The 14650-nt window shown below is 72.0% G+C and carries 18 protein-coding genes; 9 read left to right on the forward strand and 9 right to left on the reverse strand.

Annotation, left to right across the window (positions count from 1 at the left end):
- The first annotated feature begins 42 nt into the window (after positions 1-42).
- Positions 43-1212: a lytic transglycosylase domain-containing protein gene (locus tag OG439_RS29435; RefSeq protein WP_326944043.1), complete on the forward strand. Its 1170-nt coding sequence runs from the start codon at positions 43-45 to the stop codon at positions 1210-1212.
- Positions 1213-1217: 5 nt separating this feature from the next.
- Positions 1218-1484, forward strand: a complete 267-nt coding sequence (locus OG439_RS29440) for a hypothetical protein (RefSeq protein WP_247056913.1) — start codon at positions 1218-1220, stop codon at positions 1482-1484.
- 351 nt (positions 1485-1835) lie between these two features.
- On the opposite strand, the gene OG439_RS29445 is transcribed toward OG439_RS29440, so the two are convergent.
- Complete coding sequence (locus OG439_RS29445; RefSeq protein ID WP_326944044.1) at positions 1836-2618, reverse strand: TetR/AcrR family transcriptional regulator C-terminal domain-containing protein; 783 nt, start codon at positions 2616-2618, stop codon at positions 1836-1838.
- 106 nt (positions 2619-2724) lie between these two features.
- On the opposite strand from OG439_RS29445, the gene OG439_RS29450 reads away from it, so the two are divergent.
- On the forward strand, positions 2725-3138 hold the full coding sequence (locus tag OG439_RS29450) for a J-domain-containing protein (protein ID WP_326944045.1): 414 nt from the start codon (positions 2725-2727) through the stop codon (positions 3136-3138).
- Here the strand turns inward: OG439_RS29450 and OG439_RS29455 are convergent.
- Entirely contained in the window at positions 3121-3798 is a 678-nt protein-coding gene (locus tag OG439_RS29455; protein WP_326944046.1) for a YidC/Oxa1 family membrane protein insertase, read from the reverse strand. The two genes, OG439_RS29450 and OG439_RS29455, sit on opposite strands and share 18 nt — an antisense overlap.
- A 56-nt stretch (positions 3799-3854) precedes the next feature.
- Entirely contained in the window at positions 3855-4127 is a 273-nt protein-coding gene (locus tag OG439_RS29460; protein ID WP_326944047.1) for a DUF6412 domain-containing protein, read from the reverse strand.
- 74 nt (positions 4128-4201) lie between these two features.
- Between OG439_RS29460 and OG439_RS29465 the strand changes: the two genes are divergently transcribed.
- The 5 genes from OG439_RS29465 to OG439_RS29485 all read left to right on the forward strand — a co-directional run bounded on the left by OG439_RS29465 (position 4202) and on the right by OG439_RS29485 (position 8187).
- On the forward strand, positions 4202-5323 hold the full coding sequence (locus OG439_RS29465; protein ID WP_326944048.1) for a metallophosphoesterase: 1122 nt from the start codon (positions 4202-4204) through the stop codon (positions 5321-5323).
- 97 nt (positions 5324-5420) lie between these two features.
- A complete protein-coding gene (locus OG439_RS29470; protein WP_326944049.1) occupies positions 5421-6065 on the forward strand; it encodes a DUF998 domain-containing protein in 645 nt (214 codons plus the stop codon).
- Positions 6066-6093: 28 nt separating this feature from the next.
- On the forward strand, positions 6094-6891 hold the full coding sequence (locus OG439_RS29475) for an alpha/beta fold hydrolase (RefSeq protein WP_326944050.1): 798 nt from the start codon (positions 6094-6096) through the stop codon (positions 6889-6891).
- A 98-nt stretch (positions 6892-6989) separates the two neighbouring features.
- Complete coding sequence (locus OG439_RS29480) at positions 6990-7511, forward strand: O-acetyl-ADP-ribose deacetylase (RefSeq protein WP_442792230.1); 522 nt, start codon at positions 6990-6992, stop codon at positions 7509-7511.
- A 28-nt stretch (positions 7512-7539) separates the two neighbouring features.
- Positions 7540-8187, forward strand: a complete 648-nt coding sequence (locus OG439_RS29485) for an HAD family hydrolase (RefSeq protein WP_326944052.1) — start codon at positions 7540-7542, stop codon at positions 8185-8187.
- Here the strand turns inward: OG439_RS29485 and OG439_RS29490 are convergent.
- Genes OG439_RS29490 through OG439_RS29510 form a run of 5 tightly spaced genes read right to left on the reverse strand, consistent with a single transcriptional unit; the run spans position 8177 to position 12633 of the window.
- On the reverse strand, positions 8177-8647 hold the full coding sequence (locus tag OG439_RS29490) for an NUDIX domain-containing protein (RefSeq protein WP_326944053.1): 471 nt from the start codon (positions 8645-8647) through the stop codon (positions 8177-8179). The two genes, OG439_RS29485 and OG439_RS29490, sit on opposite strands and share 11 nt — an antisense overlap.
- A 30-nt stretch (positions 8648-8677) precedes the next feature.
- A complete protein-coding gene (locus OG439_RS29495) occupies positions 8678-9280 on the reverse strand; it encodes a GTP-binding protein (RefSeq protein ID WP_247056935.1) in 603 nt (200 codons plus the stop codon).
- Complete coding sequence (locus tag OG439_RS29500; protein WP_247056937.1) at positions 9261-9632, reverse strand: DUF742 domain-containing protein; 372 nt, start codon at positions 9630-9632, stop codon at positions 9261-9263. The genes OG439_RS29495 and OG439_RS29500 overlap by 20 nt, the downstream gene beginning before the upstream one ends.
- On the reverse strand, positions 9629-10048 hold the full coding sequence (locus OG439_RS29505) for a roadblock/LC7 domain-containing protein (protein WP_247056939.1): 420 nt from the start codon (positions 10046-10048) through the stop codon (positions 9629-9631). The genes OG439_RS29500 and OG439_RS29505 overlap by 4 nt, the downstream gene beginning before the upstream one ends.
- Complete coding sequence (locus tag OG439_RS29510) at positions 10048-12633, reverse strand: sensor histidine kinase (protein ID WP_326944054.1); 2586 nt, start codon at positions 12631-12633, stop codon at positions 10048-10050. Before OG439_RS29510 ends, OG439_RS29505 begins: the two co-directional genes overlap by 1 nt.
- A gap of 630 nt (positions 12634-13263) precedes the next feature.
- Here OG439_RS29510 and OG439_RS29515 point away from each other — a divergent pair.
- The gene (locus OG439_RS29515; protein ID WP_326944055.1) at positions 13264-13836 is read left to right on the forward strand and encodes a TetR/AcrR family transcriptional regulator; all 573 of its coding nucleotides are present in this window, start codon (positions 13264-13266) and stop codon (positions 13834-13836) included.
- A 24-nt stretch (positions 13837-13860) separates the two neighbouring features.
- Here the strand turns inward: OG439_RS29515 and OG439_RS29520 are convergent, their stop codons facing one another.
- Complete coding sequence (locus tag OG439_RS29520) at positions 13861-14517, reverse strand: transcriptional regulator (protein WP_326944056.1); 657 nt, start codon at positions 14515-14517, stop codon at positions 13861-13863.
- Positions 14518-14650: the final 133 nt, after the last annotated feature.

Here is a 14650-nt window from a genome sequence, read left to right on the forward strand (position 1 = left end):
GGTGAGGGCGATCAGCGAAGATCGAGGGAAGCGGGGACGACCATGCCGAAGCACCGGCCACGTCGCAAGAGCGCGCGTTCCGTTCGCCGGACCGCCGCCGCGCTCGCCGGTGGCGCGCTCGTCGTGCTGCCCACGCTGACCGCAGGCGGCCTGCCCGCGCCGGTCGTCGTGGCGAACAGCGGGGACGCGCTGCTGCCGGGTCAGGCCGCGCCGCTGCAGCAGCCGAACATCGTCATGCCGCCGGTCGCGGTCGACGGCAGCCTGCCGCAGCCGCCCGTGCCGATGCCGCTGATCGTGCCGGGCGGGCACGCCGGCTCGGCGGGCATCTCCGGGCCGCTCGGCATCCCGGCCAGCATGCTCAAGGCGTACAAGAACGCCGCCGACATCCTGAACAAGGAACAGCCGGGCTGCCACATCGACTGGGCGCTGATCGCGAGCATCGGCCGCATCGAGTCGAACCACGCCCGCGGCGGGTACGTCAACGCGGCCGGCGACACGCTGGAGCCGATCCTCGGCCCGGTGCTCAACGGCGCGGGCGCGTTCGCCGCGATCCCGGACACCGACGGCGGCAAGTACGACGGCGACGCGCTGTGGGACCGCGCGGTCGGCCCGACGCAGTTCATCCCGGCGACCTGGCGCGGCTACGCCTCCGACGGCAACGGCGACGGCGTCTCGAACCCGAACAACATCTACGACGAGACCCTGGCCAGCGCGCGGTACCTCTGCTCGGGCGGGCTCGACCTCTCGACGGACGCCGGCCAGCGCGTCGCCGTCCGCCGCTACAACAACTCCCAGTCCTATGTGGACACCGTGCTGGCGTGGGCCACGGCCTACCGCGGCGGGGTGGCGCAGCTGCCCGACAGCGACGTCCCGATCGGCACGCCGAGCGCCCCGGACAACGCCGCGGCCGGCGGCCCGGTCGGCGTCCCCGCCCCGCCCGCTCCGCCGGTGGTCACCGGCCCGCCGGGGTCGCTCCCGCTGCCGGGCACGTCGACGACGCCGACCACTTCGACGTCCCCGACGTCACCGGCGACGTCGACCACCCCGACGACGTCGACCCCGCCGGCCTCCACCACGCCGACGACGCCCACCACTCCGCCGCCGTCGACCACGAGCACGACCACCCCGCCGCCGTCGACCACGGCGACGACCCCGGCGGACTCGGCGGAGACGCCCACCGAGACCACCACCACGACCAGCCCGACGGGCTGAGCGCGGTGGAGCCGTTCCTGGTGCACATCCGCTGCGACACCGACGGCTACACCCACGCCGTCACCGAGGACGAGTTCGCGACGGGCCGCCACGGCGGCCGGTTCCGCGCGATCTGCGGGCACGTCGTGCTGGCGGCCCCGATGATCGAGGCCCCGGGCCGCTTCGACCCGACGTGCCGCGACATCCTGCGCGGCGACACGACGCCGGCCGAGCCGTCGGTCCCGGCGCAGGAACGCCGCCGGTCACGGTGGCTGCGCACCACGCGCCGTTGACGCGGGCTCAGACCACAGCCCGATCGCATCCGCCGAGCAACGCCCGAACGCGACCGTCTCGCCTCGCGTACCCGCCAGGCGACGAGACCGTTCCGGCCGCCGGAGGGCGCAGTCGTCGCGCCTCGTCTCCGCCGACCCGCCCAGGTCGCGACCGGAACACCGAACCCGGCGGCCCGGCCTCGGCCCGCCCGCGTACGGCGGCGGGGTCTTCACCGCCCACTCGCCACCGACCGGAGCCCAGGCGCAACCGGAACACCGCCCTGACCGAAACCTCGAACCGACCACCCCGGTGGCTGCGCACCACGCGCCGCTAGACCTCGGTGCCGCTGGTCGTGAGTGGCAATGCGGGTTCTAACCCGAATTACCACTCACGAGGGCCTGGATGCCGTCGAGCATGCGGTGCAGCCCGAACTCGTAGGCCGCTTCGCCCTGGGCCGCCGCCGTCCCGTCGAAGCCGCCGCCCAGCCAGGCGCGGTTGATCGCCGGGTGGCCCTCGACCGTGAAGTGGTTCTCCCAGAACGACGACCGCTGGTGCCACCAGGCCTCGGTGGACTGTCCCGTGCTGCGCTCCAGGCGCGTGTTCTCCGCGCCCATGGCCGCGTTCGCGTCGACGTACGTGCCGATCCCGTTGGCCGCCGCGACGGCGTCCCGCGGCGGCAGGCCCAGACCGTCCATGATGGACAGCAGGTACTCCTGGCCGGCCAGCTGCCCGGGGCCCAGCGGCGGCCGCACCCGCGAGACCTCGCACAGCCACGGGTGGTCGCGGTAGGCGTCCCCGGTCCGCGACGCGTACAGCGCCACCTGCTCGCGCCAGCCGGCCGGGCGCGGCTCGCCCGGCCCGGGCAGCCGCCGCTCGACGAGCACGTCGTCGACCATCAGGTCCACCAGCTCGGTCTTGCCCGGCACGTACGTGTAGAGCGTCATCGTGCCCGCGCCGAGCTCCTTGGCGACGCGGTGCATCGACGCGGCCGCCAGCCCGTCGGCGTCCGCGACCGTGATCGCCGCCGCGACGATCCGCTCGACCGTCAGCGTCGGACGGCGGCCCCTCGTCGGTTCGGCACCGCCGCCCCGGGCGCGCCAGAGCAATCCGAGCGTGCGGTCGATGTTCTCGGCACCACTGCGTTCGGCGGTCATGCGCTCCCCTCGCTCCTCCCGGATCCTACCGGCGAACCGCCCTCACCTGGCACTTCAGGACGTTGGTCCCGTGAATCCGGACGCGCGTCCACCTACCCTGGACCACATGACCGGACGCAAGCCGCCCAAGGTCTCCTTCCGCTGGTGGGTCGACCGCCAGATCAGCGAAGCGCGCGACCGCGGGGAGTTCGACGACCTGCCCGGCACCGGCAAGCCGCTGCCGCCGCCCACCGGCAACGACGCCGCGACCGACTGGGTCCTGCGGCGGGTCCGGGCCGAGGGCCACGACACCGCGGCGTTGCTGCCGCCCGCGCTCGCGCTCAAGCGCGAGGTGCAGGATCTGCCCGGCACCGTCGCCGGTGAGCGGACCGAACGGCGGGTGCGGGAGGTCGTCGAGGACCTCAACGAACGGATCCGCCAGGCCTACCGCAACCACCTGTCCGGGCCGCCGCTCACCGTCGCGCTGGTCGACGTCGAGGAAGCGCTCGAAGACTGGCGCCGGTCACGCGCCACGCCGTAACCACGCGCGTTCCGCCGCGCTCCACGCGGTCGTCGTGAGCAGGTAGATCCCGGCGGCCTGCGGCACGACGAGCGTCGCTAGCACCGTGCCGTAGGGCAGCAGCCGCAGCAGCTTCCCGCCCGGCACGTCGGCAGCGCCGGCCTCGCGCTGCCGGTCCTGCCAGCGCACGGAGAACCACGCGACGACGGCGAGCCCGGCCGCGATCACGAAGACGAGCGGGCTGCCGGCCAGGCCGTGCGCGCCCAGCGGCGTGCCGAACAGCGTCGCGCCGAGCAGCGAGTTGGGCTCGCCGCCGATCGTCGCCGTCGTGAAGACGCGGTACATCACCATGAAGAACGGCAGCTGCGCCAGCATCGGCAGGCAGCCGACGAACATCGACGTGCCGCTTTCCTGCTGCAGCTTCGTCATCTCCGCGGCCAGGCGCTCCCGGTCCCGGCCGTGCTTGGTCTGCAGCGCCTTGATTTCGGGCATCAGGACCGCCCGGGCGCGCTCGCCGCGGGCCGCCGCGCGGGCGAACGGGTGCAGCAGCAGCCGCACGGACAGGGTGAAGCCGGCGATGGCCAGGGCCGCGGCGAGCGGGCCGGTGAACGTCGTGGCCGCGAGCAGCCAGTGGATCAGGTGGTACGCGCCGGAAACGGGCACGTCGAGAAAGCCGAACATGGGCAGCACTCCGCATGAGTGAGAAGGGCAGGCGGAATGGCTGCGTGAAAGGGTTTTTACGCAGCCAGGCTGCGGAAACCGGGTGCTCGTGGCCTGCTGCGTCCGGGTGCTCCTGGGTCGCGGAGCCGGATGGACTCGGCCCGGCGGGCGCGGCGGCGAGCGGCGGCGACGCGGCTGCGCGCCGGCACCGACCAGAGTGCGAGCTCGCTGCGCTGCGTGCTGCCGACCAGCAGGACGACCAGGAGGCTCGCGGCGGCGAGGGAGGCGAAGGCGACCAGCGCGGTGGGGCTGATCAGCGCGGGGAACGCCAGCTCGAGCAACGTGTTCACGGCGGCCGTCCCCCTTCCTTCCGCTCCCAGCGTAGCCGAAGTGCTAACAGCCCGATGGGCTGTAACCTGGTTCGATGAGAGGCCCTTTCCTCGCGGTGCCGATTCTGGCGCTGCTTCTGCTGTTCACCGTCCCGTGGTGGACGCTCGTTCTCGCACCGGAGTGGGGTACCGCGGGCTTCGTCGCCGGCACCGCGCTCTTCGCGCTGGGCCTGGTCACGATGCCCGTCGCGATGGTCTTCGGCCACGGCAAGCGCCAGCGTGACGGCGGTGCCCGCCTCGGCGACACGCTGCTCGCCGTCAGCTGGGTGCTGTTCACGTGGTCCGTGCTGAGCCTGGTGCTGCGCGTCGCGCTGCTCGGCGTCGACGACCCGGCGCGGTCGCGGATCGTCGCGGGCGCGGCGGCGCTCGTCGCCGTCTCGTTGCTGGTGTACGGCAACCGTGTCGCGATGCGCGTGCCGCCGGTGAAGGCGACCGACGTCGTCATCCCGCGGCTCGGCCCGGCGCTCGACGGCCTGCGCGTCGCGGTGCTGACCGACACCCACTTCGGCCCGATCGACCGCACCAAGTGGTCGGAGAAGGTCGTCGCGGCGGTGAACGCCCTGGACGCGGACGTCGTCTGCCACGCCGGCGACCTCGCGGACGGCTCGGTGGCGCGGCGCCGCAAGCAGGTCGACCCGCTCGGCGGCGTCCAGGCCAAGCTCGGGCGGTTCTACATCACCGGCAACCACGAGTACTTCGGCGAGGCGCAGGGCTGGCTCGACCACATGGCCGGGCTCGGCTGGGACCCGCTGCACAACCGCTCGACGCTGCTGGAGCGCGGCGGCGACCGGATCGTGTTCGCCGGCATCGACGACCCGACGGGCGCGTCGTCCGGCCTGCCCGGCCACGGTCCCGACCTGCCCGCGGCGCTCGACGGCGTCCCGTCCGAGGTGCCGGTGGTGCTGCTCGCGCACCAGCCGAAGCAGGTCGCGCAGGCCCGGGAAGCGGGCATCGACCTGCAGATCTCCGGGCACACGCACGGCGGCCAGATCTGGCCGTTCCACTTCCTGGTGCGGCTGGACCAGCCGATGCTGTCCGGCCTCAAGCGGTTCGGCCCGACCCAGCTGTACAACAGCCGGGGCACCGGGTTCTGGGGCCCGCCGTTCCGGGTCTTCGCGCCCAGCGAGATCACGCTCCTCACGCTGCGCCGCGCCTGAGTCAGGCCGCCTCGATCCCGGGGCGGCCTCTCTCCGGCGTTACCGACAAGTTTTTTTGTCTTGACAGTTTTTGTACTCGGGTGTCAGGCTGTGCGGCATGACCACCACCCTGAGCCCCGCCCGCACCGCCCCGACGTCGGACGGCCGGACCCGCGCCCTGCTCGCCTGCGGCGTCCTCGCCGGGCCCGTCTTCGTTCTGACCGGGCTGGTCCAGGGCCTGACGCGAGCGGGCTTCGACCTCACCCGGCACCCGGCGAGCCTGCTGTCGAACGGCTCGCTCGGCTTCATCCAGATCACGAACTTCCTGGTCAGCGGCCTGCTGACGATCGCGGCCGCCGCCGGGATCCGGCGGGCACTACCCGGCCGGTGGGGCCCGGGACTGCTCACGGTCTACGGCGTCGGCCTGCTCTGCGCCGGCGTCTTCCGGGCCGACCCGCAGGACGGCTTCCCGCTCGGCGCGCCCGCCGGGCCGCCGGCGTCGGTGAGCTGGCACGGCACGCTGCACTTCGTCTGCGGCGGCCTCGGCTTCGCCGGCCTGGTCGCGGCGTGCTTCGTCATCGGCTCGCACCTCACGCCGGGGCGGGCCTGGTACGCGCGGATCACCGGCGTGCTTTTCTTCCTCGGCTTCGCGGGCGTAGCGTCCGGTTCGACGAGCCCGGCCGTGACGCTCGGCTTCTGGGCGGCGGTCACCGTCGCCTGGCTCTGGCTCGCGACGACGTCAGCCCACCTGGCGCGGCGCTGAAACCCCTACCGGACAAGGAGAAGTCCCCATGAGCACGACGGTTTCCGCCGACGGCACCAAGATCGCCTACACCCGCGCCGGGTCCGGCCCCGCGCTCGTCCTGGTGGACGGCGCGATGTGCTACCGCGGGTCGTCCCCCAACGACGACCTGGCGAAGGAGCTGGCCGCGCACTTCACGGTCTACACCTACGACCGCCGAGGCCGCGGCGAGAGCACCGACACGACGCCGTACGCGGTCGAGCGCGAGGTCGAGGACCTCGACGCGCTGGTCGGGGAAGCGGGCGGTTCGGCGCTGCTGTTCGGCATCTCGTCGGGCGCCGCGCTGGCGCTGGAAGCGGTGGACCGCGGGCTCCCGGCGACGAAGCTGGCGCTGTACGAACCGCCGTTCATCCTCGACGACACCCGCAAGCCGGTCCCGGCCGACTACGCGACCCGCCTGAACGAAGCCGTGGCAGCGGGCAAGCGCGGCAAGGCGGTCAAGATCTTCATGAGGGAGGGCGTCGGCCTGAGCGGCGGCGTGGTCGCGATGATGCGGATCATGCCGTTCTGGTCGAAGCTCAAGCGAGTGGCCCACACCCTCCCGTACGACACGGCGGTGGTGGGCGACCACCAGTCGGGTGCCGTGCTGCCGTCCCCGGCGTGGCCGCAGGTGAAGATCCCCACGGTGACCATCGACGGCGGCAAGAGCCCGGAGTGGATGCGCAACGGAGTGGCGGCACTGGCGAAGGCCCTGCCATCGGCGGACCACCGGACCCTGGCGGGCCAGACACACATCGTGAAGGCGGCGGCTCTGGCCCCGGTGCTGAGGGACTTCTTCCGGAGCTAGGGGAAGTCCGTGAATGCCACATCGAGGACCCAGCGTCCGTGGATGTGGCATTCACGGACTTCCGATTACCGGTGTACGGGCCCGGGAACATGGTCACCATGAGCCCGTCCATCCGGATCGTCGAAGCCGACATCACCACCCTCGACGTCGATGTCGTCGTCAACGCCGCCAACTCCTCGCTGCTGGGCGGGGGCGGCGTCGATGGGGCCATCCACCGCAAGGGCGGGCCCGCGATCCTCGCCGCGTGCCGCGAACTGCGGGCCGGGCACTACGGGCGGGGGCTCAAGACCGGGCAGGCCGTCGCCACCACCGCCGGGGACCTGCCCGCGAAGTGGGTCGTGCACACCGTCGGGCCCGTATGGTCGACCACCGAAGACCGGTCAGGACTCCTCGCCGACTGCCACCGGAACTCGCTGAAGGTCGCCGGCGAACTCCAAGCCAAGACCATCGCGTTCCCCGCCATTTCCACCGGGATCTACCGCTGGCCGATGGAGTCCGCCGCCGAGATCGCGCTCGCCACCGTCCGCGCCGCGGAGACCGACGTCGAGGAGATCGTCTTCGCGCTCCGCGGCGAAGAGGCCATGGACGCGTTTCGCGCGTGTCACAACTCCCTTGCCTGAGCGATCACCGACCCGGCAAGGTGCAGGCGTGCCCACTCGCGCTCTGGTCTTCGACTTCGACGGCACGCTCGCCGACACCGAGTCCGCCGTGCTCGCTTCCTGGCAGGAGACCTTCCGCGACCACGGCGTCGAGCTGCCCCTCGAAGCCTGGTACGCCGTGATCGGCACCCAGCACACCACGGACGCGATGTTCGGCCTGCTCGCCGAGCGGGTCCCGGGCGTCGACACCGAGGCGCTGCGTCCCGTCACCAGGGCCCGGGTCCTCAAGCTCCTCGAAACGCTCGGGCCGCGTGACGGCGTCCTCGGCTACCTCGACTCCGCGCGGGACCACGGCCTGAAGCTGGCCGTCGCGTCCAGCTCGTCCGGGGGCTGGGTGCTCCCGCACCTCGAACGGCTCGGCATCGCGGGCTACTTCGACGCCGTCTGCACCGGTGACCGGCACGCCGCCAAGCCCCGGCCCGACCTCTACCTCGCCGCCCTCGACGCGCTGGGTGCCAGAGCCGGCGACGCCATCGCCTTCGAGGACACCCCGCACGGCGTGACCTCGGCCAAGGCGGCCGGGCTGACCTGCGTCGCGGTACCCAACGCGATCACCGAGAGCCTCGACTTCGGCGCGGCGGACGTCGTCCTGCCGTCCTTCACGGCGAAGCCGCTCGAGGCGCTTCTCAGCCGTTAGGCAGCGACGCGACCAGCCGGTCCAGGAACGGCAGCTGGCCCTTGAGCAGCTTCTCCCGGGCGACGTCGAGGGTGAACCACTCGACGCGGTCCAGCTCGGGGAACTCCTGCTGCTGGCCCGAGCGCGGGGGCCACTCCATGGTGAACGTCCCGGGCACGACGGCCGCCGGGTCGAGGTCGGCCTCGACCGCCCACGCCGTGACCACCTTGCCGCCCGACTGCTTGATCTCGCCGAGCGGCACGTAGTCGCCGTCGGGCGCGGGCAGGCCCAGCTCCTCCCGGAATTCGCGCCGCGCCGCGTCCTCCGGTGGCTCGTCCTCGTCGAGCTCGCCCTTCGGCAGCGACCACGAAGCCGCGTCCTTCTTCGCCCAGAACGGCCCGCCCATGTGCCCGAGCAGCACTTCGACGTCGTCGCCCCGCCCGCGGTGGAGCAGGAGCCCGGCACTGCGTTTGCCCGCCATCGGCCCAGTCTGCCGAAACCCGTCCGCGGCTCAGAAGCCGCCCTGGGCGGCCGCCAGGTCGGACCGCGCCATCACGTGTTCCATCAGGCTGGTCAGCACCTGCTTCGTCGACTCCCGCTCGCGTGCGTCGCACAGCAGCAGCGGGACGTCCATGCCGATGTCGAGCGCCTGCCGGACCTCTTCGGTGCCGTAGCGGTAGCCACCGTCGAAGCAGTTCACGCCGACGACGAACGGCAGGTTGCGGCGCTCGAAGAAGTCCACCGCGGCGAAGCAGCTGTCGAGGCGCCGGGTGTCGGCCAGCACGACGGCGCCGAGCGCGCCCTCCGCCAGCTCGTCCCACATGAACCAGAACCGGTCCTGCCCCGGCGTGCCGAACAGGTACAGGATCAGGTCGGGGTTGATCGTGATGCGGCCGAAGTCGAGCGCGACCGTCGTGGTGGTCTTCTGCTCGACGCCCGAAAGGTCGTCCACGCCCTCGGACGCGGTCGTGATGACTTCCTCGGTGCGCAGCGGCGGCACTTCGCTCACCGAACCGACCATCGTGGTCTTGCCGACCCCGAAGCCGCCGGCGATCAGCACCTTGACCGCGGTCGCGGTCAGGTTGCGCCGGGGTTCAGAGTTTCCGGATGCCATCAAGAACCGCCTGGAGTACGTGTTTGTTGGGGGTTTCGTTCACCGGCGCCGCGGTACGGAACAGCACCAGGTTCTGCTCGATGAGGTCGCTGAGCATCACCTTGACCACGGGCAACGGCAGGTCGACCCGCGCGGCCACCTCGGCCACCGAGACCGGCCGCTGGCACAACGCGACGATCCGGGCGTACTCCGGTTCGAGCATGCCCGCCTCGTGCGCCGTGCGCAGGGCGACGACCAGGGTGATGAGGTCGAGCCCCAGGGTGTCGGACCGCGTGCGCCCACCCGTGACGGCGTAGGACCGGACCAGGGGGCCGGCCTCGTCGTCGAACCAGGCTTCGTGCTTGGCACTCATGTCGTCGTGGGCAGGACGCCGGCGCCGGTCCGCGGGGCCGAGGTGAGCACCTGGCCGACCCGCTTCACCATCAGGTTCATCTCGTAGGCCACGAGGCCCATGTCCGCGTCCTCCCGGGCGAGCAGGGCGAGACAGGCACCGCGCCCGGCCGCCGTCACGAACAGGAACGCGTGGTCCATCTCGACCATCGTCTGACGGACGTTACCGCCGCCGAAGTGCCGCCCGGTACCGCGCGCGAGGCTCTGGAACGCCGAAGCCACCGCCGACAGGTGTTCGGCGTCCTCTTCGGTGAGGTTCCCGGACCGCCCGATGAGCAGGCCGTCCGAGGACAGCACCACGGCGCGGTCCGCTCCGGCGACCCGCTTGACGAGGTCGTCCAGCAGCCAGTCGAGCTCACTGACGCCTGAGTTGGCCATTACTCGCGCTCTCCGTACGTGTCGTCGTTCTCGGCTGGTTCCGCGTCCCGGGCCCGGCGGGTGCCCTGCTGGAACGCGGACAGCCGACTGCGGGCTGCTTCCGGTGAGTCGAGCCGGACCTCTTCCCGCTCCTGCTGTGCGGGCCTATCTTCCCTCAACTGGGGAACGAGGCTCTGCTGACGTCGCCGTTGCGGCAGCGGCGGGCGGCCGGGGGCCTCCGGGCGCCGTGGCTGCTGGGGCCGGGATTCCGACACCGCGGGCCGGGGCTCCTGCCGGGGCTCCTGCGGCGGCCACACCGGCTGCTGCGCGGCCGGGCGGGCCGGGCGCGAGCGGACGGGCGGCGCGGGCGGCCGGGCCGACGCCGCCGGCTGGGCCTGGGTCGGCTGGCTGGACGGCTGGCTCACCGGCTGGATCTGGGTGGGCTGGCTGACCGGCTCGGAGACGGTCCCGACCGGCACCGGCGTCGGCTCGGACGGCGGCTGCGCCGGGGCCGGCGCGATCACCGGGGCCGGCTGCGTGGGCATCGGCGGCGGGTCGGTGCGGTGGCGGGCCGGCCGGCGCGGCTGCCGCCGCAGCTGCCGGACCTCGTCGTTCGGCGGCTCGGTCTCGCCCGGGTTCGGCACCAGTTCCGGCTTCGGCGGGGTGATCGGCTGCTCCGGCTCGAGCTCGGCGAGCGGGGCGAGCAGGTCGGTGCGGACCAGGACGATGGCCCGGGTGCCGCCGTAGGCCGACTCGCGCAGGTGCACCTGGATGCCGTGCCGCGCGGCCAGCCGCGCGACCACGAACAGGCCCAGGCGCGGCTCGTCGGACAGCGCCATGATGCCGAAGTCCGGCGGGGCGGCCAGCAGCGTGTTGATCTCTTCGGTCTGGTCCGGCTCGAGCCCGAGGCCCTGGTCCTCGACCTCGATGACGACGCCCTTGCCGACCACGTTGCCGCGGACCTCGACCCGCGACTGCGGCGGCGAGAACGACGTCGCGTTGTCGATCAGCTCGGCCAGCAGGTGCACGAGGTCGCCGACGACCGGGCCGCGGATGGCGATCTGCGGCAGCGCCGCCGTCTTCACCCTGGCGAAGTCCTCGGTCTCGGCGGACGCGCCGCGGACCAGCTCGGCCAGCCCGACCGGGTTCCGCCACTGCCGGCCCGGCTGCCCGCCGCCGAGGATGATCAGGTTCTCGGCGTTGCGGCGGGCGCGGGTGGAGAGGTGGTCGAGCTGGAACAGCGTGTCCAGCTGCTCCGGGTCCTCCTGCTTGCGCTCGGCCTGGTCGAGCACCTTGAGCTGGCGGTGCACGATGACCTGGCTGCGGTGGGCGATGTTGAGGAACACCGCCTTGGTGCCCTCGCGGATCTTCGCCTCGTCGATGGCGGCCGCGATGGCGGTCTGCTGCGCCTTGTTGAACGCGTCGGCGACCTGGCCGATCTCGTCGGTGCCGTGGTCGAGGAAGTGCCCGCCCTCCTCGAGGTCGACGGGCTCACCCGCCTGGACCCTGGCGACCAGCTCGGGCAGCCGGACCTCGGCCGCGTCGAGGGTGTCCTCGCGCAGCCGGTGCAGCCGGCCGATGAGCCGGTTCGACAGCCGGACGGCGACGAAGACGACGAAGACCGCGAACAGCACGGCGATCACACCGGCGATCAGCGACTCGGTGAACGTCGAGTCGGCGTCGTCGATCGCGGCCTGGCTCGCGCTGGCGCTCTGCGCGACGAAGATGCCCGACAGGGCGTCGCCGACCTGTTTCGCGGCGGCGCGCCACTGGTCCTGCGCCACCGGCAGCTTGGTGAGGTCACCGCGCAGGAACGCGGTCTCGACCTGGTTCACGACCTGCCACGGCTGGCTCGCCAGCAGCTGGTCGTACTTGGCCTTGACGTCGGGGATCATCTTCGGCGCCGACGCGTCGAGCTGCGCGTGGTAGGCACCGACCTGGCCGACGTAGGTGCGGAAGTCGTCGTTCGTCAGCCCGCCCGCGGCCAGCCCGGCGGCCGCGAGCGCGTCACTGCGCTGCATCGCCTCCGCCGCGGTGAACATCGGGATGGCGGTCAGCCGGTCGAACGCGTTCTGCGCGCCACGCGCGTTCTGCGCCAGCCCGGCCAGGCCGTCGGTGAACTGGTCGATGATCTTGTTGTAGAAGCTGAAGGCCTGGCTGATCTGGATCTGCCCGCTGTCGACCGCCTGGCGCGTCTGCGGCAGCTGCTGGTAGAGCCCGAAGAACGTGGTGATGTTCTTCTGCACGCTCGGCGGGGTGTCGTCGTAGCCGGCGAAGCTGTCCTTGAGGTACTCGATCGTCTTCGCGGCGTTCTGGTCCGTCTTCGGGCGGACGGCCGCGAGCACCGCGCGCTGGTTGCCCTGGCCCGCGAGCAGGCTCAGGGTCGCCAGGCGCTCCTGCTGCAGCGCGCCGAAGAACGGGATCGACGGCGCTTCCGAGCCGCGGATCCGGTTCACGTAGTCACGGCCAGTGACGGCGTCGTAGATCAGGTAACCTGCGAGAGCCACGCCGACGAGCAACAGCGCGACACTGGGGATGAGCGCGATCGTGAGGACGCGCTTCCGAATCGAGGATCCCCGGTTGCGTCGAAGAGAAATCTGCTTCACCTGGGTCCGTTTTCCTTCCGGCAGTACATGGTTTCGGGTCGCCCGAGGCGGTCAACACCCGGATTCCGACCAGCCGGATCAACATCACCGTGGTCTGCTTCGCCCGCGACGACGTTAGGCAGCCCTTCAGGGCACGTCAAGTCCGCGGCGATAACCGTGATCTTGGAAACGGTGACCTGCTCACACTCGTTGCCCGTGCTTGGAAAGTCCACCACCGAAAGTCGTGACGTTCGTCCCGGGGCGGCTTCCGTTTCACGCCACGGGCGCACGCTGTGATCGGGCGCGGTCGAACCAGTCGCCGCACCAGGGTGCGCTACGTACAGCGGCGCCGAATCGTTCGGTGAGAAACATCACGAGTGTGCCACGACCAGGCCACATCGTCACTTCGTTCGGGCCCACGGGCCGCCGGAAAGCGAAAATGCGCAAGATTCGCGAGCGGCGCCACGGATTCACCGGAGCGCGGGCCGGAATTCGCGCCATTCCGCGCATCGTGAGTTCGACCGGCCCGCGACAGGCCCGGAACCGGTTCCGGAAGTCGATACCGCGGCGCTGCTCCGAATGGAATAGCGCGTCGTCGAAGAATTCGATTACCGGACGGCGATGAGACAGAGCGTTCTCTACACTCGGGGCATGAGCACCACGACCACCGGACGCCGGTCCGCGGCCCGGGACCGCCTGCTGGAGACGGCGTCGCGCGTCTTCTACACCCGCGGGATCCACGCCGTCGCCGTCGATGAGGTGATCGAGGCGGCCGACGTCAGCCGCGCCACCTTCTACCGGCACTTCCCCGGCAAGGAAGACCTGGTCGAGGCCTACCTGGCGGCGGAGGACGCGGCGATCCGGGCGCGCGTCGCGGAAGCGGCGGGGGCGGACGTGGCGCCGGCCGAACTGGTCAAGCTGCTGGTGCTCGGCATCGGCGACGAGATCTGCGGACCGGGGTTCCGCGGCTGCCCGTTCATCAACGCCGCCGCCGAGTACCCCGACCCCGACCACCCGATCCGCCGGGTCGTGCGCGAGCACCGCACCTGGTTCCGCGAGTCGATCGCCGGGATCCTCGGCGCCACCGGCCACCCGGCACCCGGGGAAGCCGCCCGGGAGCTGACGCTGCTGCGCGACGGCGCGATGGTCGGCGGTTACCTCGAAGACGCGCCCGCGGTGCGCGCGAGCCTCATCCGCGCCGCCGAGGCCGTCGTCGGCGACTGAAGTCCTTTCACCGCAAGGGTTTCCTCAACCGGGGAACTCGTCGGCGAGGGTGTTCCAGAACTGCAGTTCGTAACTCTGGAACAGCCGGGCGCAGAGCAGCGCCTCGTGGACGTCGAGGCGGTGCGCGTCGATCCCGGCCTGGATCGCGGCGAGCGCCTGCTGTTCGATCTCCGGGACGTCCGCGGCGAAGAAGTCGAAGAACGCGCAGGCGGCGTCGTCGAACCCGTAGTGCTCGCGCATGCCGGCCGCGACGTCGGCGCAGTACCGGCCGAAGGCGGCGAAGTTGGCGAAGATCCCCGCCGTGGCCGCCGCCTGCTCACCGTTCAGCGCCAGCCACGCGACGTAGGCCGGGTACGCCTGGCAGCCGGCGCGCGGCTGCTCTTCGCCGTGGTCTGGACCAGCCGCCGCGATCAGCGCGTCGAGCATCAGGTGCGCTTGCTGCTCCCCCGGCGCGAGCCCGCCGAAGAACGTGCGCGCGTTCGGCTCGTCGGCTCGCGCGGCCAGCGCGTGGAAGCTGCGCCAGTCACTGAGCGTGATCCGTTTCTCCTCCGCGGCGAGCGCGGCGAACACCCGCCGCGGCGCGCGGCCGGCGGTGATCAGCGGGACCAGCCGGTTGTCGTCGTCGCGCGCGGCGAGCCCGGCCTGGATCTGGTCGAGCAGTTCACGAGCCTGCCGGGTCATCGGATCCCCTGTCGTGCGCCGGACGTGGCCCGTCCATTCAAGCGAAGTTCGCGGCCCGGCGCCCGCGTGCACTGAGGACGGTCGTGAGGAGCTGACCGGCCGAAACCGGATGAAGGAGACATTTGACCTGGCC

The sequence above is a fragment of the Amycolatopsis sp. NBC_01307 genome (assembly GCF_035975215.1).
GTDB lineage: Bacteria > Actinomycetota > Actinomycetes > Mycobacteriales > Pseudonocardiaceae > Amycolatopsis.

Bases quoted from the DNA above. Each gene is read 5' to 3' on its own strand.
- OG439_RS29435 (WP_326944043.1), top strand. From the start codon at position 43: ATGCCGAAGCACCGGCCACGTCGCAAGAGCGCGCGTTCCGTTCGCCGG.
- OG439_RS29445 (WP_326944044.1), bottom strand. From the start codon at position 2,618: ATGACCGCCGAACGCAGTGGTGCCGAGAACATCGACCGCACGCTCGGA.
- OG439_RS29450 (WP_326944045.1), top strand. From the start codon at position 2,725: ATGACCGGACGCAAGCCGCCCAAGGTCTCCTTCCGCTGGTGGGTCGAC.
- OG439_RS29455 (WP_326944046.1), bottom strand. From the start codon at position 3,798: ATGTTCGGCTTTCTCGACGTGCCCGTTTCCGGCGCGTACCACCTGATC.
- OG439_RS29465 (WP_326944048.1), top strand. From the start codon at position 4,202: ATGAGAGGCCCTTTCCTCGCGGTGCCGATTCTGGCGCTGCTTCTGCTG.
- OG439_RS29470 (WP_326944049.1), top strand. From the start codon at position 5,421: ATGACCACCACCCTGAGCCCCGCCCGCACCGCCCCGACGTCGGACGGC.
- OG439_RS29475 (WP_326944050.1), top strand. From the start codon at position 6,094: ATGAGCACGACGGTTTCCGCCGACGGCACCAAGATCGCCTACACCCGC.
- OG439_RS29480 (WP_442792230.1), top strand. From the start codon at position 6,990: ATGAGCCCGTCCATCCGGATCGTCGAAGCCGACATCACCACCCTCGAC.
- OG439_RS29490 (WP_326944053.1), bottom strand. From the start codon at position 8,647: ATGGCGGGCAAACGCAGTGCCGGGCTCCTGCTCCACCGCGGGCGGGGC.
- OG439_RS29495 (WP_247056935.1), bottom strand. From the start codon at position 9,280: ATGGCATCCGGAAACTCTGAACCCCGGCGCAACCTGACCGCGACCGCG.
- OG439_RS29500 (WP_247056937.1), bottom strand. From the start codon at position 9,632: ATGAGTGCCAAGCACGAAGCCTGGTTCGACGACGAGGCCGGCCCCCTG.
- OG439_RS29505 (WP_247056939.1), bottom strand. From the start codon at position 10,048: ATGGCCAACTCAGGCGTCAGTGAGCTCGACTGGCTGCTGGACGACCTC.
- OG439_RS29515 (WP_326944055.1), top strand. From the start codon at position 13,264: ATGAGCACCACGACCACCGGACGCCGGTCCGCGGCCCGGGACCGCCTG.
- OG439_RS29520 (WP_326944056.1), bottom strand. From the start codon at position 14,517: ATGACCCGGCAGGCTCGTGAACTGCTCGACCAGATCCAGGCCGGGCTC.